This is a genomic window from Glutamicibacter sp. AOP5-A2-18, assembly GCF_052446055.1.
Lineage (GTDB): Bacteria > Actinomycetota > Actinomycetes > Actinomycetales > Micrococcaceae > Glutamicibacter.
The window spans coordinates 938,093-958,354 of record NZ_JBQSVW010000001.1 but is presented as its reverse complement, the minus strand read 5'-3'; the positions used below and the strand labels follow the sequence as shown (position 1 = coordinate 958,354).

The 20,262-nt window shown below is 55.7% G+C and carries 26 protein-coding genes, 1 tRNA gene and 1 pseudogene; 5 read left to right on the top strand and 23 right to left on the bottom strand.

The genetic code is table 11. From position 1 onward, the window contains the following. Positions 1–748 precede the first annotated feature (748 nt). Positions 749–1,798 (bottom strand): annotated as a pseudogene (locus tag ACT3RW_RS04620) (IS110-like element ISAar41 family transposase). A gap of 286 nt (positions 1,799–2,084) precedes the next feature. Between ACT3RW_RS04620 and ACT3RW_RS04615 the strand changes: the two are divergent. Further along, positions 2,085–3,023 (top strand): hypothetical protein, encoded by a 939-nt coding sequence (locus ACT3RW_RS04615; protein WP_444612978.1) that lies wholly within the window; start codon positions 2,085–2,087, stop codon positions 3,021–3,023. Between the two features lie 112 nt (positions 3,024–3,135). Here ACT3RW_RS04615 and ACT3RW_RS04610 read toward each other — a convergent pair whose 3' ends face one another. Continuing rightward, a complete protein-coding gene (locus ACT3RW_RS04610; RefSeq protein ID WP_444612977.1) occupies positions 3,136–3,765 on the bottom strand; it encodes a hypothetical protein in 630 nt (209 codons plus the stop codon). Between the two features lie 277 nt (positions 3,766–4,042). On the opposite strand from ACT3RW_RS04610, the gene ACT3RW_RS04605 reads away from it, so the two are divergent. Together ACT3RW_RS04605 and ACT3RW_RS04600 are read left to right on the top strand one after the other, a co-directional pair. Further along, on the top strand, positions 4,043–4,816 hold the full coding sequence (locus ACT3RW_RS04605; RefSeq protein WP_444612976.1) for a hypothetical protein: 774 nt from the start codon (positions 4,043–4,045) through the stop codon (positions 4,814–4,816). A gap of 74 nt (positions 4,817–4,890) precedes the next feature. Beyond that, the gene (locus ACT3RW_RS04600; protein ID WP_444612975.1) at positions 4,891–5,409 is read left to right on the top strand and encodes a hypothetical protein; all 519 of its coding nucleotides are present in this window, start codon (positions 4,891–4,893) and stop codon (positions 5,407–5,409) included. Positions 5,410–5,455: 46 nt separating this feature from the next. On the opposite strand, the gene ACT3RW_RS04595 is transcribed toward ACT3RW_RS04600, so the two are convergent. From ACT3RW_RS04595 to ACT3RW_RS04560, 8 genes are all read right to left on the bottom strand, one after another. Next, on the bottom strand, positions 5,456–6,106 hold the full coding sequence (locus ACT3RW_RS04595; RefSeq protein ID WP_444612974.1) for a hypothetical protein: 651 nt from the start codon (positions 6,104–6,106) through the stop codon (positions 5,456–5,458). Further along, the gene (locus tag ACT3RW_RS04590; RefSeq protein WP_444612973.1) at positions 6,099–6,386 is read right to left on the bottom strand and encodes a hypothetical protein; all 288 of its coding nucleotides are present in this window, start codon (positions 6,384–6,386) and stop codon (positions 6,099–6,101) included. The genes ACT3RW_RS04595 and ACT3RW_RS04590 overlap by 8 nt, the downstream gene beginning before the upstream one ends. 29 nt (positions 6,387–6,415) lie before the next feature. Beyond that, complete coding sequence (locus ACT3RW_RS04585) at positions 6,416–6,883, bottom strand: hypothetical protein (RefSeq protein WP_444612972.1); 468 nt, start codon at positions 6,881–6,883, stop codon at positions 6,416–6,418. A 95-nt stretch (positions 6,884–6,978) separates the two neighbouring features. Further along, positions 6,979–7,635 carry a hypothetical protein gene (locus tag ACT3RW_RS04580; protein WP_444612971.1) on the bottom strand — a complete coding sequence of 219 codons (657 nt, stop codon included), beginning with the start codon at positions 7,633–7,635 and terminating at the stop codon, positions 6,979–6,981. Beyond that, complete coding sequence (locus ACT3RW_RS04575) at positions 7,636–8,715, bottom strand: peptidoglycan DD-metalloendopeptidase family protein (protein ID WP_444612970.1); 1,080 nt, start codon at positions 8,713–8,715, stop codon at positions 7,636–7,638. Further along, complete coding sequence (locus tag ACT3RW_RS04570; protein WP_444612969.1) at positions 8,715–10,298, bottom strand: MinD/ParA family ATP-binding protein; 1,584 nt, start codon at positions 10,296–10,298, stop codon at positions 8,715–8,717. Before ACT3RW_RS04570 ends, ACT3RW_RS04575 begins: the two co-directional genes overlap by 1 nt. Before the next feature lie 142 nt (positions 10,299–10,440). Beyond that, positions 10,441–10,767, bottom strand: a complete 327-nt coding sequence (locus ACT3RW_RS04565) for a glutaredoxin family protein (protein ID WP_444612968.1) — start codon at positions 10,765–10,767, stop codon at positions 10,441–10,443. A gap of 2 nt (positions 10,768–10,769) precedes the next feature. After that, complete coding sequence (locus ACT3RW_RS04560) at positions 10,770–11,255, bottom strand: hypothetical protein (protein ID WP_444612967.1); 486 nt, start codon at positions 11,253–11,255, stop codon at positions 10,770–10,772. A 302-nt stretch (positions 11,256–11,557) separates the two neighbouring features. Here ACT3RW_RS04560 and ACT3RW_RS04555 point away from each other — a divergent pair, with 302 nt between their 5' ends. Next, on the top strand, positions 11,558–11,902 hold the full coding sequence (locus tag ACT3RW_RS04555; RefSeq protein ID WP_444612966.1) for a DUF6083 domain-containing protein: 345 nt from the start codon (positions 11,558–11,560) through the stop codon (positions 11,900–11,902). A gap of 24 nt (positions 11,903–11,926) precedes the next feature. On the opposite strand, the gene ACT3RW_RS04550 is transcribed toward ACT3RW_RS04555, so the two are convergent. From ACT3RW_RS04550 to ACT3RW_RS04500, 11 genes are all read right to left on the bottom strand, one after another. After that, complete coding sequence (locus tag ACT3RW_RS04550; RefSeq protein ID WP_444612965.1) at positions 11,927–12,301, bottom strand: hypothetical protein; 375 nt, start codon at positions 12,299–12,301, stop codon at positions 11,927–11,929. 14 nt (positions 12,302–12,315) lie between these two features. Then, on the bottom strand, positions 12,316–13,128 hold the full coding sequence (locus ACT3RW_RS04545; RefSeq protein WP_444612964.1) for an RNA polymerase sigma factor: 813 nt from the start codon (positions 13,126–13,128) through the stop codon (positions 12,316–12,318). A 75-nt stretch (positions 13,129–13,203) separates the two neighbouring features. Beyond that, complete coding sequence (locus ACT3RW_RS04540) at positions 13,204–13,569, bottom strand: hypothetical protein (RefSeq protein WP_444612963.1); 366 nt, start codon at positions 13,567–13,569, stop codon at positions 13,204–13,206. Positions 13,570–13,586: 17 nt separating this feature from the next. Further along, positions 13,587–13,928, bottom strand: coding sequence for a hypothetical protein (locus ACT3RW_RS04535; RefSeq protein ID WP_444612962.1), 342 nt, complete (start codon positions 13,926–13,928; stop codon positions 13,587–13,589). A 262-nt stretch (positions 13,929–14,190) separates the two neighbouring features. Next, positions 14,191–14,547 (bottom strand): helix-turn-helix domain-containing protein, encoded by a 357-nt coding sequence (locus ACT3RW_RS04530; protein WP_444612961.1) that lies wholly within the window; start codon positions 14,545–14,547, stop codon positions 14,191–14,193. After that, on the bottom strand, positions 14,544–14,888 hold the full coding sequence (locus ACT3RW_RS04525; protein ID WP_444612960.1) for a hypothetical protein: 345 nt from the start codon (positions 14,886–14,888) through the stop codon (positions 14,544–14,546). The genes ACT3RW_RS04530 and ACT3RW_RS04525 overlap by 4 nt, the downstream gene beginning before the upstream one ends. Before the next feature lie 150 nt (positions 14,889–15,038). Continuing rightward, the gene (locus ACT3RW_RS04520; RefSeq protein ID WP_444612959.1) at positions 15,039–15,698 is read right to left on the bottom strand and encodes a hypothetical protein; all 660 of its coding nucleotides are present in this window, start codon (positions 15,696–15,698) and stop codon (positions 15,039–15,041) included. Next, the gene (locus tag ACT3RW_RS04515; RefSeq protein ID WP_444612958.1) at positions 15,695–16,000 is read right to left on the bottom strand and encodes a hypothetical protein; all 306 of its coding nucleotides are present in this window, start codon (positions 15,998–16,000) and stop codon (positions 15,695–15,697) included. The genes ACT3RW_RS04520 and ACT3RW_RS04515 overlap by 4 nt, the downstream gene beginning before the upstream one ends. 2 nt (positions 16,001–16,002) lie before the next feature. Continuing rightward, entirely contained in the window at positions 16,003–17,379 is a 1,377-nt protein-coding gene (locus ACT3RW_RS04510; protein WP_444612957.1) for a DUF2637 domain-containing protein, read from the bottom strand. Then, entirely contained in the window at positions 17,379–18,323 is a 945-nt protein-coding gene (locus ACT3RW_RS04505) for a hypothetical protein (RefSeq protein ID WP_444612956.1), read from the bottom strand. Before ACT3RW_RS04505 ends, ACT3RW_RS04510 begins: the two co-directional genes overlap by 1 nt. After that, the gene (locus ACT3RW_RS04500; protein ID WP_444612955.1) at positions 18,320–18,571 is read right to left on the bottom strand and encodes a hypothetical protein; all 252 of its coding nucleotides are present in this window, start codon (positions 18,569–18,571) and stop codon (positions 18,320–18,322) included. The genes ACT3RW_RS04505 and ACT3RW_RS04500 overlap by 4 nt, the downstream gene beginning before the upstream one ends. A 111-nt stretch (positions 18,572–18,682) precedes the next feature. On the opposite strand from ACT3RW_RS04500, the gene ACT3RW_RS04495 reads away from it, so the two are divergent. Continuing rightward, on the top strand, positions 18,683–19,015 hold the full coding sequence (locus ACT3RW_RS04495; protein ID WP_444614615.1) for a helix-turn-helix domain-containing protein: 333 nt from the start codon (positions 18,683–18,685) through the stop codon (positions 19,013–19,015). Here ACT3RW_RS04495 and ACT3RW_RS04490 read toward each other — a convergent pair. Next, positions 18,977–19,049, bottom strand: a tRNA-Asn gene (locus tag ACT3RW_RS04490). The two genes, ACT3RW_RS04495 and ACT3RW_RS04490, sit on opposite strands and share 39 nt — an antisense overlap. Positions 19,050–19,185: 136 nt before the next feature. Then, positions 19,186–20,262 (bottom strand): glycosyltransferase family 4 protein, encoded by a 1,077-nt coding sequence (locus tag ACT3RW_RS04485; protein ID WP_444612954.1) that lies wholly within the window; start codon positions 20,260–20,262, stop codon positions 19,186–19,188.

Here is a 20,262-nt window from a genome sequence, read left to right as displayed (position 1 = left end):
AGTTTTAGTCGACATCCATCTTCGCAGAGGACTGCGAGCCTTACTTATTTTGGGGTCACCACGCTAAAAATCGAAGAGCCACTTATTTCAGTCGAAATACCCAGTTGACTTTAGGGTCGGGGAAATAAAAAAACTTCCCAGCTACCTAAGTAACTGGGAAGTTTTTTCTTGGCTCCTCCAACTGGACTTGAACCAGTAACCCTTCGATTATCCGTTTGCGGACGACACCAACAGTTCACGCATACAAGCAAGTCAGACTTATATTACTGATCCTTCAGCCACTTGGATGATGTGGATTATCCGTTCGGAGAAGCCGGCATCAATTACTGGAGGACATCATGGCTAATCAAATCGGCAGCATCCGAGACTGAACCGAAGCTTCCGTGTGGAAGGTCCAGACAACCGGCCACCCCAACGCCGGCAATCACAAGCCCGGTTTCTACCGCCAGGAACCCGCCTGAATCCCCACCTGGGCCGAATCCCCTAGGACTTTCAAGATCGAAGTGACAGGGTCCCCTCCAGTGCCAGGATGGCGCCAAAAAGAAAGCAGGCGCCTGATGGTTCTGCTGCTGTTCCTCGCTCCACCAATCGGCCTCCTCGCCCTACTCGCGATGAGAGCCAATCAAGATGGGATCTAAGCTCGTCACCGGTAATCTCGCCACCGACCCCAGCCTCATGGGATCCGGGGAGAATACGTGGACCAAGATCCGTTTGGCCGAACAGCAGCGTGACCCTTCTATGGGTTCTGTCAAGGGACCAGCACGCGTAGCCGACGAAAAACTTTCCGAACGATGTACCGTTTCAGCACCCGTTTGATTTCCCGGTAGCTCAGCCCCTCAGCCTTGCGTTTCTCCACGTAGTCCTTGGTCTGAGGATCGAACTGCATCCGTACCTTGGCAATGACGTCCACCGCTTGATTCAGCATCCTGTCACCATGCCGATTAAGCCGGTGCCGTACCGTGTTCCCGGAGGATGCCTGCAACGGAGCGACCCCAGCCATAGACGCGAATGCCGCTTCAGAATGTACTCTGCCTGTGTGCGAGTAAGCGATCAGGATCCACGCAACAGTCACCGGCCCGTACCCGAACTCGGCGGCCAGCCCGGGGGCCATCTGCTCATCCAATTCAGCCATTTGTGTCTTGTTTGCGGCCAGTAGCTTGTCGGCGTCAAGCACCGCCGTGGCCAAGCGACTGGCCTCAGCCCTCGCGTAGCGTTGCGCTACCGAATCGGTGGGGTGCTCACGCCAGGCGCTGATCTGTTTGACCTGCATGTCAGTGAGTGCTTTACGCACATCAACACCGAGGTCGATTTCTCGTGCCAGAGCCGTCAGGGCATTGCGGTTCCGGGTGCGTTCAGCGTCGATGCGTTCGCGGCTGGCAACCAGTACGTTCAACGCTGAGCGCGTGCCTTCGGCGCGGGGCGTAAGCAGACGCTCGGTGTCCTGATAAAGAATGCCCATGGCAGCGCGGTGGCGTCGATCTCGTCGGTCTTGCCCACCCTGGCACGGGCCTGTTTACGTGGTGGTTTGACCTCGACCACGGGGAACCCAGCCATGGTCAGGGCATGGGTGATGGTGGCCCCGTAAGACCGGGTTCCTTCCACTGCGGCCAGCAGGCAGGGTGCCGGTAGTGCGTTTGGTGATCCAAGCCAAGGTCCTGTTCATGCCGGCAGGGCTGGTCGGAAAGGCCTGGCAGGCTTCTCTGCTCCCGGTGCGGGTGTTGATTATGGCGTAGGTGTGGGTTCGTGCGTGGGTGTCGATTCCGATGACGTAGTCGTATGTTTCTGCAACGATGGTCATGACGGTTTCGCCTCCTTCATCGGTTGGTAGCCGTTATGGTTGGCACCGGTCCGGGAAAGAGTTCTTGGCAGGCGATTCTCTAATGAGTCACGCACCCGGTGGGGTGCGGACGGCCTTCTATGAAGCCATGTCAAGGGGCCGGGCTGGTGTCACCAGCTACGACGGACACGTCAGGCTAAAGTCACTCAGAATACTCTAAGGACAGAATTAGTGTGAGTCACATCGTGGCTGGTGGCACCTATCCTGCCAGCGGGTCCCAGACCTGCCAATAACCATTAGAGAATTAGTGCGTGGTGCATGGCAGGACGGCGAAAAAGTCTTCTACGACGTAGCGATCCGCGACAAGCAGCTTGGAGAGCACATCCTGAAATCCGTTATCCGAGGCGACAGGATCACCGCCATCGGAAACTACACCATAGAGCCCTACCTCGATGCCAACGGCAACAACGGCATCAATCACCGGCTCTACGCCTACGAAGTCGCAGCCAGCCTGAAATTCAACGACGTGAAACTAGAACGCACGCCGAACCCCAACTACGGACCCCAGCAGACCGCTGGAGCACGCATGGAAGCGGACTACCAGGCCATCAAAGCACAACCGGCCAGCGAAACCGTCAATGCTGCGCTGGACGCGGCCAACAACCGGTACGGTTTCAACCAGCAGCAACCGCCGGCTGCCGCGTCTCAGAGCCAAACGGAGGGCGACAGGCTATCGGAACTGGAATCCAAGTACCTAGCAGACCGCAACAAGCCTGCCAGCACCCCACAACCCCGGGAACGCTCCGCCTGGGACAGCAACAGCACGCAGCCTCCGCGATCCCCCAATCCAGGGCACCCGGGCCCACCGGTCCCCCACAAACACAAAAAAACACCCCCCAAAACCAAAAAAAACAACAAAAAAAACACCACCCCCCCCCCCCCCCCCCGGCCCCCCCCCCCGGCGGGGGCCCCGCCTCTGTTTCATATCCTGGCGAAGAACGTAGTGGCTTTATCTGATCGGGAGAAGAACATAACCGTCGCTGTCAGCAGGAGCATCGAGCTCGCCGGTCATATAAGCTTCCTCGACCGGGCCGAAGACGGCCCATTCCACCCAGTAGGAAATATCGCTGCTTTCGTCAACGTATTCGTTCCAGATTTCATCTCCGATGTGATCTGGCAATGTCACCACGGATTTGAACTTGCCAGTGTCACGTTCGACACCGGGATATCTGATGATGAGCTCTGAGCCATCGATCTCAGCCGCGCAAGGTCCCACCATGTTTACTCGGCCAGGTTCTCGAAACCTATCGACCACTAGTCGTATGAGGTCTGCATCATCAATTTCTTTCATAACGGTATTATGCAACCTCTCGAACCCAATTAGGGCAAACTTTCGTACCGGTGCAATATGCAGTGATTACGCCTTTATGCTTCCCATCGCCGGCACGCTGGTTTGCTACCAGGACAAGCACGGTGGCGGACTTGTCAATCTTGCAGGCAAACCCAAGCCAGCAGGTATATTTATTGGCTGGTGTCGTGTAGATGATTCTGTTGCCGTCCACAGTACGAGTTTTGGGGAATTTGGTAGTCTTCTGAATCATCTTCAAGGACACGTTGTGCTTTTGCACGTGCCGCCAACCCCAAGTTGAGCTTCCCCAGCGAATAGCAGTGGTTTTCGCTTTGTTGTCTTTCCATGAAGAATAGACATCCCATGCAAGGGCGGCCCGGGCCGGGCTGGCCACCTCAATTGCCGACTTCTGATTTTGAGCCTTGAAAGACTGCTCGACGTCAGCACGAGAAACTTTCCCCGCTTTTATCTCCGGTTGTTCACCAAAAATGACAAAGCTCTCGGGTTCCCCGACTAGTTGTGCTGCCGAATTCTCTTCCCCTGCATTTGCCGGGCTCTGAGTGGCCATGGCTGGAGCACCAACCAAAGCCGTGCCGCAAAGCAAAGCAAGACCGGTCAGGAAAGCTAACATCTTTCTCACGGATTTCTCCCTCATTAGAACGAAACTGGAAAAGCGAGCTACCGAAATAGACAAATCCCAACCCCTTGAAGAGGCAGACCCATAATTTGACATACACTTTCGAATAACTTGATCCTACCTATTATCAAATCTTTGTAGTTGTCCGCCGAGGTTTCTCTATCGAATCGTTACCATGCAGGGCAACTTTTGAGGACAGATCATGACAGCTGACAATTATTAGTCGATAGCATGGAACAGAACAACAACGCACAACCCTACGTTTCCGGAGGTAGTACCATTGCGAATTACTAATAACATCCATTGGGACGACAAGCTAGAGCGATTCAAAGGTGCCGATACCGCTGCCTACGTTCAGCAATCAGCATCCCGAGCCACTAAATGCGCATCTTGCGAGAATCCATTGGTAAAGGGTGCAGCGCTTTCGATAATCGTGGATGTCCTGCAAGGCCCGAATTTCAGTGAAGACCTGTACCGCAAGTACGAATCCTTCATCTGCCACCGGGCTTGCGCAGAACCGGAAGTACGGCTCGTTGAAGTCGAAGGGCTGGAGATGCCTGAAGAAATAACTACGGCTGGATCGAGGCAGCTCTTAGCTGAGCAAACTGCGTTCGGGACCAAGTACTATCCCGTTCTGAACGCCACTTCGACCACTAATCTGACTTTCCGCGAGCTCGGAAAGGAACGGGTCGCCGCATTGACTCATCTGCTGCTTCAGAAAGGCTGCCAACTGGCGTTAAGCCCCGATTACGACGTGATCCTGGCAGAAGCCAAACCAGCTGATGGAACACTCCAGTGCGTCGCGGGACCAGATGGCTACATTTCCTTCGATATTGATGGACAGTCGTTCTGGAATATGACTTTTGATCCACACGAAGACGGAACCGCAATCTGGCTCCAAACCGTGCAGCAACAAGGTGAGCTCGTGTTCGTTGGTGGCGACCATCTGAGAATCACTGAGAACGAAGTAGACATCGATTACGCTGCCGAATCGGGTTCCCTGGTACATGCCCGTATTCCCGTGTCCTGGACGACACCGGAAAAGCGCCAATAATTCAGTCAGAACCATTCCGAGGTCCGAAATCAGACAACAGGCGTCACTACAGACTGCCGGAGAAAGTGAATCCCATGTTGGCAGCCGATCCGATCAAAGTTCAATTAGTCAGCAGCGGTGCATCTACTTTTATTGCGATTGCAGCCCTCGTGGTCTCGGTACTGTCTGTATTTATTACCATATATTTCCGCTTCGGGGATCGTCTGCAGCTCAAAGTTTCAACGATTTGTGACCACCCGTTGGACAGTAGCGGACGACTGAAGGAAAGCTCCAACCTGGTATGGCTTACAGTGACAAATGCAAGCCGTGCAGCAACGACGCATATCAATGCCCTCGAATTGGAACTAGACAACGGGGACACGATGTCTTGGCTGGACAAAAGCCCAGATGACTCCGTTTTCCCCCTTCAACTTGGACCAGGAGAATCGGCAAAGGTCAGCTATCCAGCCCGTCATTTGCCGGAAGCGCTGTCTTCACTTGGAACCGCTTGGGCTAGGGGAAAAGCTATTTCCGGGCACAAAACTGTAGTGGAGAAAAAAGTCCACTATATTTCCGAGTTCCGTCGGGCAAATCGGAAGGATCAGCAGGGCTGATTCTTCAGGCGCTCATTTCCCTGCAGCCGTAATCATCTCTCTAGCATTAGAACCACTCAAAAGCGATCATTTCCAACGGCTTCGCAGGATCAGACAACAACCAAACCAGCTCGTGCTGCACATCCATCTCAGCTACTTCTAACAAGCCCAACGGTGTTTCCTCAGTCCACGAATTGTCTTTCGCCGGCGTTTCAGGAACCAGGGCCGCAAACAGCTCGCGTTGCTTCGGACTAAACTGGCCCACCACATAAAACCCCCGAATCATCCCCCGGACCGGCACGCCTCCAGGCTTACCGGGAACGAGGTCGAGATTCAACAGCGGCCGCATTCCTTCGAGCTCGTGGGCATGATTCCAAGCATCCCGAATCGAATCCAAGCTTGGATTAGCCGAATCAACGCACTCGTTGATCACTGCTTCAAAGTCATCGTGGGACTGTGCCAGGCCAAACCAATTAGCATCAGTTGACCACAGGTGAGCCATTTCCGGCCCATTGGTCCAGTCCTTTCCCCAATATTCAGGTAAGTAGTCATTCATCCAGCCAGGAAGAATCGGATGCGGCAATCCTCTTCCGCCGGCCCTCATGGAGATGGCCCATGCACGCCACTGATCCCTCGACCATTGGGCAAGATACTCATCGGTGAACCCGTTGATGCGGCTAAGCCACGCCAGAGATGCGTCGAGCTCTCGTTCAGTCATTGTTTTCATAATCTCGCTCACTTCTGGTCATTCTCCAGTTCTGGAGACTAAATGCTGTGGCATGCGCAATGCTCCGAAGCCCGGAGCCAAGAGCCACATGCGCGATGATGGACAGGACTAGAACCATCAGTCCCCCGACAAGCACGGTGAAGACTATGGCAGGCACCAATATTTGAGATTCTGAAGCCGAACGCATCAGGAGATAACCTGCGGTCCAGATATAGCCGGTAATCGCGGCCAAAACTGCGCAGATGGTGAATATGATTCTGATGGTTTTCATGAACTGCCCTTTCTGTGCCAGATACGGCCCTAGAACGCGATACTCAATACTTCCGGCTCTTCGTGCTCCCCGTCGTGGCCCTTCCATAACGCACACCAGACGCCAGGTGCCTGACAAGACTCTGCAATGAGAGAGTCTTCAGCATCGACTAGGCGTTCGTCGGCTTCCCACCATGCGCTTAACGCTTCATTGAACGAGGCTTTCCGCTTCAGATACTCTTCCGAAAGGTATTCCTCAGGAGAATCTTCATGCGAATGCTCACCATCATGTCCAGGCAGCAGCGCGCATTGAGCGTCGAACTCAATAACGTCGTCGGGATGGGCATCATCAAATAGCTCTCGGGCCAATTGCGTCCCCACAAATTCTGTCCCGCATTGCAGTTCTTCAAGATTGGCTCTCGCCACCCTCAACGCCGTACTAGCTACCGACGCATGTTCCCTAACATGAGCCTGCTGCTCCTGCGCCAAGACAAAGTTCTCAGGTGCTTGATTTGTCATTGTTCTTGCCCTTCTCATAGCAGGATTCAGTAGCTATCAGCTATCCGTACTGCAATCTGATGGCTTGGATAATCGCAGCATGGTTCTGCTGCTGCCTAGTAGGGGATGCTCTCAACCATGTAGTCCAGGACTTCCCACCCGTTCTCCGGTGAATCTGCCATGGCCAGGTAATAGATCAACTGCTCATCGGACACCACCGAATTCTTGCCCCTGGCGGCCCACTGCCATATGGCGATGGCTTCAACATTGACGACTTCCTGGTCGTCGCTGTCGCTTTCAGCTCCGTGCAAAGGCTCGCGAATCTTCACTGTCGGCTTTGAATACCCGTCCAGCTCGCCCCAGCGACGCCAGTCTTCTCCAGTGGCCGGCCTCTCTGGGGCAGTGATCGACTTGGCTTTCTCAAGACTCATCAGCCCTGCAGCGCGCTGCTCTGCCCTGGTCTCGTTGTAATCCGTGCCCGGGTACCAGGTCGTCATGATCTCCACAGCACGCTTCGCCACAGCATCCCGATTCGTCCTGTCCACATCTGAAACATCGACGGCATATTTCAAAGCTTCCTCTTCGCCGTCTGCTGGACTGCTTGTAGGTTCGTTGGCTGATTCTTCTTTGGCCGGCTGTTCCTGTGCAGCCTTGTGCTTCGCCTGGTTCGAGCTGACCACTGCCCAACTGGTTCCAGCGATCATCGCCAAAATGGCTAGGGCAATGAGGACGAGCTGCGCGCGGGCTTTCGTCCTGGTCCGTGATCCATTCATTTACAGCACTCCCTTGGCAATCAGAATCGGTTTCGGATCCACAGTGTTTCGGCGCGTCGGCTGGCTCGGATCAGTTCCAGGCTTGCCCAGCTGGAAATGCAGATGGGCGCCGGCCGAGTTGCCAGTATTTCCTTCGACGCACAGCTGCGTCCCGGCGGCAACTTTCTGCCCCTTCTTGACCTTCAGCGAACCATGCTGGCAGTGATGGAATTCGAAGACGAATCCTTCATCGCCGATTTGCCTGCCCAGGATCCAGGTCCCATACCAGCGGGACCAGTAGTCCCCATTGCCTGCAAAGGTCACTTCCATGTCAGCCGGGGCGCTGACTTTTCCACCGCCACCGGTGGACAGGTCGATGCCCTGGTGGTGGCGGGTATCGTAATTGCAGCTCGAAGTGGGGCATGGTCGCTCGCCATAGCCCGAGGTGAACTGGCCACCAGGAAGAGGGCTTTTCCACTTCCCTGATTTCTTGAAGTCCACCAGTTCGATGTCGTCCTGGTCCAGGACCTTGCATTCCGCGTTGTATTTGGTCTGGGCCAGCCGGTTGATCTTCTTGACGTATTTCTGCGTTTCAACGAACGGTGGGATCCCGCCATGCTTCGATACATTGCCTGGGCCAGCGTTATAGGCTGCCAGTGCCAGATCCACGGTGTTGCCCTGCAGCCCCTTGGAACTGACGAAGTCCTTCAAATGCTTCATGTAGCGGCCTTGGGCGGCAATGGCATGCTCCGGGTTCCACACGTCCCCGCTATTGCCCCAGGCCGCCCACGTGTCCGGGGTGAACTGTGAAATTCCGTTGGCATAGGGAGACCGGGCTTTCGGGTTCCAATTGGATTCAGAATCAATCTGCGCAACCAGAATCGGGACCGGGATCCCGGAATGCTCGGACGCCTTGATCACGAAGTCCCGGTACTCGCCCGGGATCTCGTTCAGTCCCGCCCCTTCAGTACACGAAATCTGCTGCGAGTCTTCCTTATCCGGAGGCTTGCCTGAAGCCATGAACACCGAACTGAGGGCAATACCGCCCACAATTAGCATGACCACCGCGAATCCAGTCAGAGCGGCCGCTGCGCCTTTCATCAGTTCAGCCCGCCCAGCACCGCTGCAGCTGCGCGCAGATACGCTTCCTGGGTCTTCTGCTCCAAGGCATCGAAGGTGATCTTTCCGCCATGCACCAGTTCCTTGTCGAACGGGATCACCACGACCTCGCGCACGTCATCCTTGATCTGGTCCACGAACTCCTGGGTGGTCAAATTGGAGTATTTTGTCTCGATGATCTCGGAGAAGACCACCACAGCGTTCGCCAGCTTGTCAGGGTAATCCTTTTTCAGGGCCTCGATGGTCTTCAAGGAACCGCGGAAACCGTCTTCGGCGTTCGATGAGGCAATGACGGTCAGGTCGCTGGCATTCATGCTCGCTTCCCACGGCCCGGAATTCGATGCATTGCCGGTGTCCACCACCATCAGGTCATAGAAGCGGCGCAGAATCTGATACATGCTGTTGAAGGCCGGACCGTCAATAACCTTCTTGGAACCAGCCTGGTTCTGCGACGGCAGCAGGTAGAAACGGTTATCGCCCTGCATGAGCACGTAGCGCTTGAGCAGGTGCGAAAGTTCGGCGTTCTCGAACTTGTCGATTTCCCGATACAGGTCAATCGTGGTCTTGATGTCGGCTTGTGGCGGAACGATGGCCCGGTCCACAATGTTTCCAGCGTTTTCGTTGTTGTCCCAGAGTAAGATGTTGCCGCCCCTGAAACGCCCCAGGATCGCGCACAGCAGGTAGACAATCGTGCTTTTCGCGGCGCCACCTTTGATATTGCCCAGGGCAATCGTCCTGTGCTCGCTCAACGAACGCTGCACCAACGCATGCAGTTCACGAATGAACTGCTCTTTTTCGCCAGGAGCAAGCTTGGTGTGGAAGACGCGATTCATCCAGCCAGGAAAACCCTTGCACGCTGGAGCAGTGGCTTGTTTTCGCGCTTCCATCCGAGTAGCGAAGGCAACCGCCAGATTCTCGTTCTCCTGCACTTCAAGGCCTGGATCTGCCGGCGCCTCTTCAACCTGCGCCAACGCTGTTGATGCGTCAGAGCTTGCTTGCATCTGCTCTGCAGCGGGAACCTCTGCGGGCTGTTCACCGGCTGGTTCAGTCACGGAATGCTCAACGACGGGTTCCGGACGTTCCGGTCCGGCAAATTCCACCCGATCGATCCCGATGAATCCAGAATCCATCACCAGCCGCCCTGGCTCGTCATCCTCATGGTTCGTGGAATAGAAGTCCTTGGCTGCGTCCAGGACATCGGTGAACTTCTTGTACGTGGTGCTCCGCTCCCCCAGCTGCAGCTGCCAGGCAGTCACCGAGACGGTGAAGGCATTCTCTACATCGCTGGACTTCAACCGGTTTTCCAAGGGCAGCAGCACGTCCTGCGTGGAACCTTCGGCGGCCTGCGCATTGATCATCCATCCATCAATCGCCCACCGTTCAAAATCCGGATCCATCACCGCGTGGACGACTTGCTGCGGCATGGCGCTGCGCTGCTTGCGCAGTGTCCGCAAAACACTCTTCCAGGTGGTGTGGGTGATCGACGTGCCGTACGGCGCACGAACACGGAATTCCAATGGTTCGACCGATACGGAATACAACTGAGTCTCAGTTTCCAAAGTCATGGCACTTGGCCCCTTTCGCTTGATCTGCTAACTCCTTGACGCGACGGAGCGGCTTTGATGTATGTCGAGCGAGCGATGAAACCTGGCAAGACGAAGGGCAGCCCACCAAATCTGGTGGGCTGCCCTGAGGCGACGGACTAGATCATCTCTGGGGTCGAGGTTCTGGGCCCCGTGCAGGTCCGGTCATGGTTGCCTGAACCTGTTGCTGTTCCCTGGACCTGTGGGCCATGGCTGAAGCGATGAGTTTGTCCGGACGGGATCCCTGCCAGGAATCATCGAGGGTCTTCACCACGGGGATCTGCTGGTAGCCGTCCTTTTCCAGCCGCGCCCGCGCCTGAGGGTTCTTATCCAGATCCACGTACCGATAAGCGATGCCCTGGCGGTCATAGTACGATTTCGCCTGGTCGCAGTGAGGGCATTCAGAACGCCCATAGATCGTGATGTCATCCATGACTGTTTCCTCATCCATGGCTAGAAGGGATTCTCTGTTTCAACACGGGTTTCCGCCGACTCCTTGGCCGCCACCGCGCCGGTAGTCACGACTTCATACACTTCGTCAGGGTCAACGTCTTTGTAGTCAATCCACCACCCGGAGCGAATGATGGTCTTTGCTGCCGCCCACAGGTTGCCAGCCTCAGGCGACTGCTCTCCAATGTTTTCCAACCCATCCGAGAGCATCCTGTAACGGATCTGGGTGGCCCAGGGAACCTGTTTCTCAGACCCCGTCAATTCAGGCAAGTCGTTCTCTTGCTCGAATACCTCAGCTTCGGCCAAGATCTGGGCGTTGTCCTTGGCCAGTTCTGCCACGCCTTGGGCTTTGAAGCACTTACCGCACACACGGTTCTTCGCGTACCACTTGGCGCGGCTCTCGCGTTTGCCAGCAGGAACTGTGCCCAGATCGGTCACTTGGGAATGCCCGCAAGTGAACTTGATGCTGTACTTGGTTTTAATAGCCATGGTCGTTCCTTTCCAACGGTTCAATTACTGCATTGACGCGTTGAAGCTGGACTGGCGCATGTCTTGAATTACGCGGTTAATCGCAACAACCCCGCCAGGTATGTCCCTGACGGGGTTGCGATCTCTCATCAGCTGTATCAGCCTCCCTGCGCCCCAATCAAAACCATAGCAAAATCCATCTGTTTGCTGTTTAGGATCGACGTCGTTGCTGTCCACCTATTTTTTCAATGTGGCTCATTGTAGGCTTGTCGGCAACACAAGCACCGATTGACATGCATTCTCGGGAAGGGTGACAGTATCCAATGGCTCAGCCACGAACCATAGGCCAAGGAGATCCGAACAAGGAATTCCCATTTCGCAAGCCGGAGAAAAAACGGTGCGACTGGTGCGGGATTCCAATCATCATGATCAGCACCGCCAAACGGCGCTGGTGGGCCTTCGACCTCAAGCAATATGCGCCCCGCACGCTACCGCTGTTCGCACGATATTACGTCGCCCCAGGATTGAGAGCCACGCAAGCCGAGGAAGACTTCCTGCATGAAGTGTTGCTTCCCCACCATATGGTGTGCCCTAAAAATGGGATAGCGGATCACCCGACATTGCGGCGGATCCAGATGGAACACGAACAAGAAATCGCCAATTCCTGAGACCTGCCCAGCAGATCGCCCAGGCTACCGTACCAGCCCGAACATGAGGAAGCAGTAGCCGGCCAGGACCAGTACTGCAGATATGGCCAGGATGGTTTTCCCCCGTGTTGTCGCCACAAGTTTCTGGATCCAGGAAGGATATTGCTTCACGGCTTCTGCATCCGCTTGGCCTGTAGGAACCGACCGTTCCATCCAGGACTGCCCCACCGTTCGTACTCGTTGCTTCACTCCTTGAGCGGCGCGAATGATCCAGGGGCTGCGCCGGCGCTTCAAATCCTGCATCTCCCGTGTCAATGAAGCCAGCTGCTGCGTCAATTCCTGCACATCCTGGCCATGTTGATTCCGCTGCTCGGATTCGGTAGAAGCCGACTCGTTGTTGGTGTTTTCTGTGGTACCCATGATCCTGCTCTCCTTTACTTCGATTCCGGCGTTGATTCGTTGAAAATGCTGGCCACAATGCGTGCAAGGTGCTCAGCTTCGGCCTTGTACTGGCGGACCGAGTTTTCCGCGTAGCCGGTACGCCAGCACAGCTCTTCGACACTGGCCTTGGCAGGCCCGCCAAGTTCCAGCATTTGCTGCATGATGTCGTGGATCCACGTGCCCGATTCCCCCTCGCCATCGGGCAGGCACTGCAACAGGACTTTTCCAGTGAGGACCTGGTGCTTCTGCCTCAGGTCCAAAGCCTTGCTAATCGTCAAAGCGACGAGAATGAACTCGCGTTTCGCCTGGCGAACCACGCTTTCGCTCACTGCCATGGCTTTCGCAGCGGTTTTCGAATCATCGAAGTACCTGGTAATCAGTTCGACGGCCCGGGCGCAAGTGACCTTGTTGGCCATGAGTGATTCGACGCGTGGCATGAGCGTGGACAAGGTCTCAAACGCGGAGTGCTCGTCGTCTATGGCCTGCGCGAAATCCGGTGAGTTCACCGAAATGGCCAGTTGTTCACGTGCATCGCTCATGGATTCAAAATGTTCCTGTTTCCGGTTCTTCCGATTCGTGTCCCGCACGAATTCGAGGGCTGTATTGCGGGCTACCTTGCGGATCCACCCAGGCAGCTTGGCAGGGTCTTTGACGGTGTCGAGCTTGTCGTGGATTTTCAGCCAGGCGTCCTGCTTGACATCGTCGATGTCCTGCTGGCTGAATCCGCGCATTGCCGAACGGATTGCTGGTTCACTTTCATCAAGAAGACGAATTACGTCTTCTTGCAAAATGTTTGCCTCGGTCATGGCCATTGCCTCCAAATGGTGTTGCTGCGACTGGGTGAATCGTTGCGGCGTGCCTCCAGCTACGCCATCTTCGACTTAGAAGCCGGGTTGATCCTCCGGCCCCCACGGCAGGTCTGGGACTTCGGAATCACTGTTCTGGATCTCGTTGGGGTCGATGCGGATATCGGTTCGGAAATCCCCTGGCTGGGGCTTGGCCGGGCGTGGTTCCCCGGAATCCTCTGACCAGCAAAGGTGATCGGTTCTGCAGCTGGGGCAGATCGCATCAGGGTTCTTGTAGCTCCAGTAGTGCTTCGCGCATTCAGCGATGAAGCCCTCTACGTGTCCAGGATCTTCGTTGAGCGCTTCTTGGGTGGACTGCTGCGCCATGGCCCCAATGAACGCCAAAAGCTCGTCAGGGGCCTTTTGACAGCCCTTGGCGACGTAGCGGAGCTTGTGGAGCACATCGGTTCCAGCCCGGTTCAGAATAACGTCGATGACCTGACACAGCTGCTGCTCGGACAGTCCCGCATCGATTCAGGGATCAACGGCACCAGGTGGGCGACAGTGACGCCGCGATGAACCAGCGCCGCAGGCGCAGCAGCCGGTGCCGGCACCGGGGCGCCATTGACGATCTGGGCTTCGCCGGAAAAAGGTTGGGACTTCGAATCAATCATCATCACGTCGGCTGGCTGAGTCGCCGCTGCCGTCCCGGTGGTCCGCGCGTCGATTGATGATTCCTGATTGATGATTAAATCCGCGCGTGTTCCTTTTAAAGGCACCTTAGGGTTTTTGCAGTCATATGCACCCCATCCTGCAGTCATTTGCACCCCATCGGCATGGAGTGCATCAGATGCAGGGGCCAAATCATGCGGATCTGGATGGGGTGCATCAGATGCAGGGGGTAGGGGTGCATCAGATGCAGGGGGTAGGGGTGCATCAGATGCAGGGGCAGAAACATGCGGATCTGGATGGGGTGCAGCAGATGCACCCCTTGGCGTTTCGGAGACCAGGATGCCATAAGCAGGGCCCTCAACTTGGAATCCGTTGAGATGTTGATCGGTCCTATAGCCGCCTGTGCGCACCTCATTTCTGCGTGCTTTTTTTCCGAGCTTGGGCCAGCTGCCACTTTGCCTCGCCGTCCTGGGCGAACTCGGCCATCTTCTTCCGGTTCAAGACGTAGCGATTGGCCAGCTGGGCGCCCGTGGCCTGTGACCGCTGTTCCCGGATCACCAGGACGCCCTTTTCGCTCAGTCCCTTCAAGCACGCCCGCACCGTGCGCTCCTTGAGCTGCGAGTGGTGCATCAGGAGTTCCACGGAAGGGAAGCAGGACCACTTCTCGTCAGCGTGGTCGGCCAACAGCATCATCACGATGACCTGCGTCGAAGAAAACGCGCCGGATCCGGCCATCTTCCTCGTCAATGCCTGAGCTTCGTTACTCATGCTGCCCTTCCTTTCGTTCTAAAATCCTCATGAATCCACTCGCTGGTCTCGTCCAGCGTGTTATTGCGGAAAGTCCATTGCTCCAGCACTTGTTCTCCAGCCCACCGCTGGACCAGCGTTTCCCTCGACATCGCGCCATAGTTCGCATCCTGCAAGCTGCGCAGCCCCACCCTGTAGTAGGTGTAGCGGCGGTGAAACCTCACCGCGTACTTCGCTGCCGCCAAGCTCCCGTAGACCCCGAGCACAGTTTCAGATTCCTCGTAGTCCTGCACCGGATCCACGACTAGGAACACCTCAGTCCTAGAACGAGTACCAGGCGCATGTTTTTTACCTTTGGTCATCGTGCCCCTCCTAGTTCCGCAATCCGCCCGGGACCGGCCAGAGGTAGAACTCGGGATAGAACATAAACAAGCCGCCAATCGAGCCAACAATGACAAGGGCCCCGAAGACCCAAAACCAGTTCTCCTTGATGCACTTCAATACCTTCCGCATCACAGTCCCCTCACTGCTTGCAGTGGATCGATCAAGACGAGACTGTGAGCTGCTGAAGCTGAAAGGGCTTTCAATACCTGCTGGCCGTCAGCGTGGACGACTTTCACCATTGGTGCAGGGTGCCGTGGGTTTCCCAGGTGCTCAGCCCAACGGATGTTCTCAGTGCCACGAATGCCCAAGTGCAATTCGCGTCCCGCGACGACGTCGGGGAAAACCACAAAATTGCCTTTGCCCTGGTTCTCGAACTCGCGGGCGACATAAACTTCGATCATTTCGGACTTCCAAATGATTTCTGCCTCCAGCTCCTCGGCCCTTGCTGCGGCTGCTTCACGTCTCGCACGGCTTGATTTGGTTTCAGTCCAAGCCCACAGCCCCAGGGACGTCCGTCGCCCCTGGTTGTAGAGCTTGAAAGCCTCCAACTGCAGCATGAGCGACGCCAGGATAAGACCCACCACAAGGAAGACGCCGATAACAAGATAGCCGGCAACATCAGCACCGGACGTGAAAACCAAGCCCACGACAACGCTCGACGTCACGGAAACAGCAAAGAGAGCCACCCCCTCCTTTGCCTGGACCGAGGTGTTTCGAGCCGACAAGTACTTCTTGGAAGCTGCGGCAATCTCTGCTTGGGTCTGCTGGATCAGTCCGAGGTTCTTCATGGTCGCTCACCTTCCCGGCGAGTCCGGCTCTGCCATTCGGTGATTTGCTTGGTGACATCGAGGTATTCCACGGCGGTTCTCGTTTCGCGTGCGACCTTTACCGTGAAAACCAGCAGCATTAGCCCAAACAGGATGTAAAAGACCAAATGAACCGTCTGGCCCGACTGATAGTCAATCAGTGTTCGATAGGCCTGGTAGAAACTAGCCGCCATTAGGCCTACGTTGATCGCGATGAACAGGCTCGCCCGAACCATGATCTGGTTTCTTGGCGTCATCGACTGATACTTCTTGGTCATATTCATGGCTAAGCTTCCTTCGATGCGGTGGTTTCAGCACCGAAAATTTCCGGGTGCTTCTTCTTCAAGGCGACAAGCTTGCGCTGCCCGGTGCGGGGCACTTTGCCCAGAGCATCCGCGATCATCTTGGCGGTTAGATCCTTGCCGTGCTCGGCCAGCAATCCTTCGATGATCCGGTCTTCCTGCTCGGCTGGATCCAAGGAATGAATGACCCGCATGCTCGGCAGTGCAGCATGTCCAGATTCGGACACGGCAGCTGCTGCAGCGGGCTTGTCTTCCTGGACAGGTTCAGTTGTCTCGGACACGGTGTCTTCATGCACCGGGGATGCGGTTGTCGTGTCGCGGACAGGAGCGGAAGCAGGTGCAACTACCGGGATCTGTCCGGAACGGAGCTCGGACAAAGGCTTGGGAACACTGATCATGTCCCAGGTCGGTGTCGCGGCTTCTTCTGCCGGCGTCGTATCTGCGACATGTTCAGCGACAGGCTCCTCTGCGGTGTCCGCTGGCTCGGACATTGCCGTGTCAGGCTGGCTGACTTGGCTAAACAGTGGTGTCGAGGCAGGTTCAGCAGGAATAGTAGCTGCCGGTTCTTGGACAGGTGTCGTGCTGTTTGATGCGCCGACCAGTTCTTCGGACTCGGTGTCCGCGACAGCTGGTGGCATGTCCGGGTTGGTGTCCAGGGTCGTGTCGTTGGTGTCTTCTTCTGTCCGGACAGTGTCTTCGAGCTCACGCGGGCCAGGCCCTTGCGGTGTCGTCGGAGGTGTCGGATTTGGACGGTCATCACCAACTTGGACAAGTTCTTCGGACACCTCGTTCTTATGCCCGGGGCGTTCGATGGCCAGCCGGCCTAGTTCTTCGGTGGCTGCAAAAACACCGACAGGGGCCATGCCCGCGACGGCAGCACCGATCCATTGCTGGAACCCTCCGTGTCCTGGCATCAGCAGGACATGTCCGATGTTGGCCAGGACCGAGATCACGCTGAACGTGGACAAGGTCAGCCATGATGCCCAGGTCGCTTCGCCACGGGCACGGTGAATCAAGATCGCCAGGGCATAAATCAGGATCGCGGCATCAATGAACACCGGCACTGCCCAACGCAGACCACGCGGGATCCCCGCCCATTCAGCAACGGCAACAAGGCCGGCGAAAGAGACCATGAAGGAGATGCAGCCCAAGCCGATAACACCAGCAACTACGAACCACAGCATCTTGATGGAGTCGGGGTTGATGCGTCGCGCGCTTCCGGTGGACTGTGCCCGTCCCTGTGAAGTAAACTGGCTACGCCTCTGGTCATTGCGATGATTAGAAGCCTCCAGTCCCCCAGGTGTCGCCTCCAAATGCTGACCCTGGGGGACACTTCTTTGACTTTCAGGGTTCTGTCGCATTACTTACCCTCCAAAATGGTCAGGACTTCATCGATCAGGTCTTGGCAGCTGTTCAAGTTGGCGCGCACTTCGCGGCGAGTCTGCAAATCGTCAAGGGAACCTGGATCCAGTGATTTCATGAGCTGGGCCAGGACCATGACACCGCGAGAGCCTTCCTCGAACAGCGTGATGACTTCCTCATCGTCCAGCTCATCTGCTTCTGCAGGAGTGATGGCAACCTGGCCTGCGAGATTGATGACCATCGGCAGCGGTGCCTGGTCATGCCCTCCAACGCCAGTGAGCTTCCGGGCAGCCAAGCGGCGATTACGCGCATTCTTTGCAAGCAGCTCGTCGGTGTCTACCGGGGCGATACCGAAATCCGTGATTGGTTCGTCCAGGGCGTCATTGATGTCGCTTTGTCCGTCAAGAACTTCTGGTACGTCTGAAACAGACTTACGCGCAGCAGGACGGGAAGCGTTGTAGAACTTGCCATCCTCTCCCTCAACTTTGGGTGCGGGATTGTCAGGTGTCCCATTTGGGACACCTGAATCCTCGTTTACGGCAGATGAGTCAAATGACTCACCTGAAAGCGCGCGATTCACCGTGCTCTTGCTCGCGCCCGTAGCTGAGGCAATGGCGCGGGTACTCAGCCCCGCTTCTCGGAGCTCAACGAACAATTCATCGCGCTCACCGCGAGGCAAAGCCTTCGCCAAGTGGTGGTTACCGAATTCCTTGACACAATAATCCCGCCACGAAGTGTGCCCCAAAGCTTTCCAAGCCCGTCCGGAGTAGACCTCAACAATCATGTTCCAGGTGATTTCGAGGCCCTGTCGGATCTGGTCGGTGAGGTGACGTGCACGCTGCGCATCCATCACTACTGGTTCGGACTCAACCGATAATCCATTTTCACTATCGATAATCTGACCGTCGTAAACCGTCGATTCATGGTCCATGACCTCACTCATGACGCCACCGACTCATGGTGTTCAGCGACCACTTCATCGAGCCCGTGCACAAGAGTTGAGAATGGAACTTGTAGCTGTTCTGCCAGAGTTACGAGTTCCCCTAAACGGAAATCAGTCTTTCCATTGAGACGAAAACCGAATGCTGCCGGCGAGATGTTAATCCACTCAGCTGCTCGTGCTTGATAAATATCCTTGCGCCCAAACTCAGCCAGAATATTGGACCTAACGATCTTTGAATAATTGCTCATACGGTTAACGTAATAGCTCAGCTAATATAAAAGCAAGCCCGAATATCGGCTCAGCTAAATTTTCACTACCTCAACATTGCTTCGGTGTAGTTCACCAAGTACCGTAGAAGTATGACTATCACACCGGAGCGCACGACCAAGCAAGCCGAAATCGACCGACGAATGGGACTTGAAATCAAAGGGTGGCTGGCTCGCAAAGAGCTGCGCCAGGCGGATCTCGGCGCCACCCTAGGTCTGTCTCAAGGTGCAGTGTCGCAACGACTTGTTGGGAAAGTGTCATTCTCGGTGGAAGAGCTCATGAAAGTTTCAGGGCTCCTCAATGTCACCATTGGACAACTAATCGGCCAAGAGATCTTAAATGAAAAAGGCCCCGATCCTCGCAATGAGAACCGGGGCCCAAATGAGCTCCTCCAGTTGGACTTGAACCAACAACCCTTCGATTAACAGTCGAATGCTCTGCCAATTGAGCTATGGAGGAATGCAACGAGTAATACTTTAGCACTGGCCAACTCAGGTTTTCAAATCGGCGAGCTTCGGTGGCGCCACCGGTGATTTATCCCCAAAATTCGGCGATTTGAACCACTACCTCGCTAGGCCTCAGAGCTAGATCCGCTTCATCGCTTCTTGTGATCTGAGGCATACTTGGCTAACTCCAATAGTTGCTGTGCGGAGCGCTGCCACGAATAGTGTTCTGCACGGTGAACTGCACGCTGCGAATACTCTTCCCAGACTGTAGGCTCATCCAACTTACGTACTTGTTGCGCAAACTCTTGTGCGTCATCCGGCGAGGCGTACAACGCGGCGTCTTCGGCGACCTCCCTGAAGATCGGCATATCGGTCACGACTACAGGAGTACCCATACTCATCGCTTCAACCAGCGGAAGCCCGTAGCCTTCTTCACGCGAGAGCGTCACCAAAGCGGTACATTCCCTGAGCAGTTGCTCGTATTCTTCGTCGCTGACTCCGTTGTGGAACACTACGCTGGCACCATCGGGAATCAGCGCACGCAGTTCCGCAGAACGTTGTTCATTGATTCCGCTAAGCAAGTGCAGCTCGAATTCCGGCAGGTATTGCATCGCGCGAAGCAAAGTTTCAACGTTTTTGTACTCCATGAAGGAGCCCATGTAGAGCAACGTCTTTTTGGGTGTCAGCGAGGGGTCCCGGCGAACAAAATTTCCGGTCGGCGCGTTGGATACCAAACCAATATGCTTCTTGGTCAGTCGGTGCTTGCGCATCAGATCAGCCGTCGTGTTCGAGACGGTGGCCACCGCATCGGCTCGATTCAGCAACAAGCGTTGTGGCCAATAGACCTGATGGAAGAGGAACCATCCGGCCCGAATCGGTGCTGGCAGGAACTTCGGTGCGTGCGGGTGCGCGTAGTAAATCAGATCATGCAAGGTTAGAATGACCGGGAATTTTCTTCCGATCGTGCCCATGGTTTGCATTGGAGAGAAGACCACATCGGGCTTGAGCTTATTAATCTGCAGCGCAACTAATGGTTCCAGCACGCTAGTTGGTGCCGTGACTAACAGATAGGGAACGTCAGGGAGCATCGCCAATTGCCGGGTGTCGTTGATCAGCATGGTGACGTCGGCGAGTTTGCTTGTTGCCGCGATGAGACCAGCGGTGTAGCGACTGATTCCGTCATGATGGGTGATGCGGGTGTATCGGGCGTCGATAACTAATTTCAC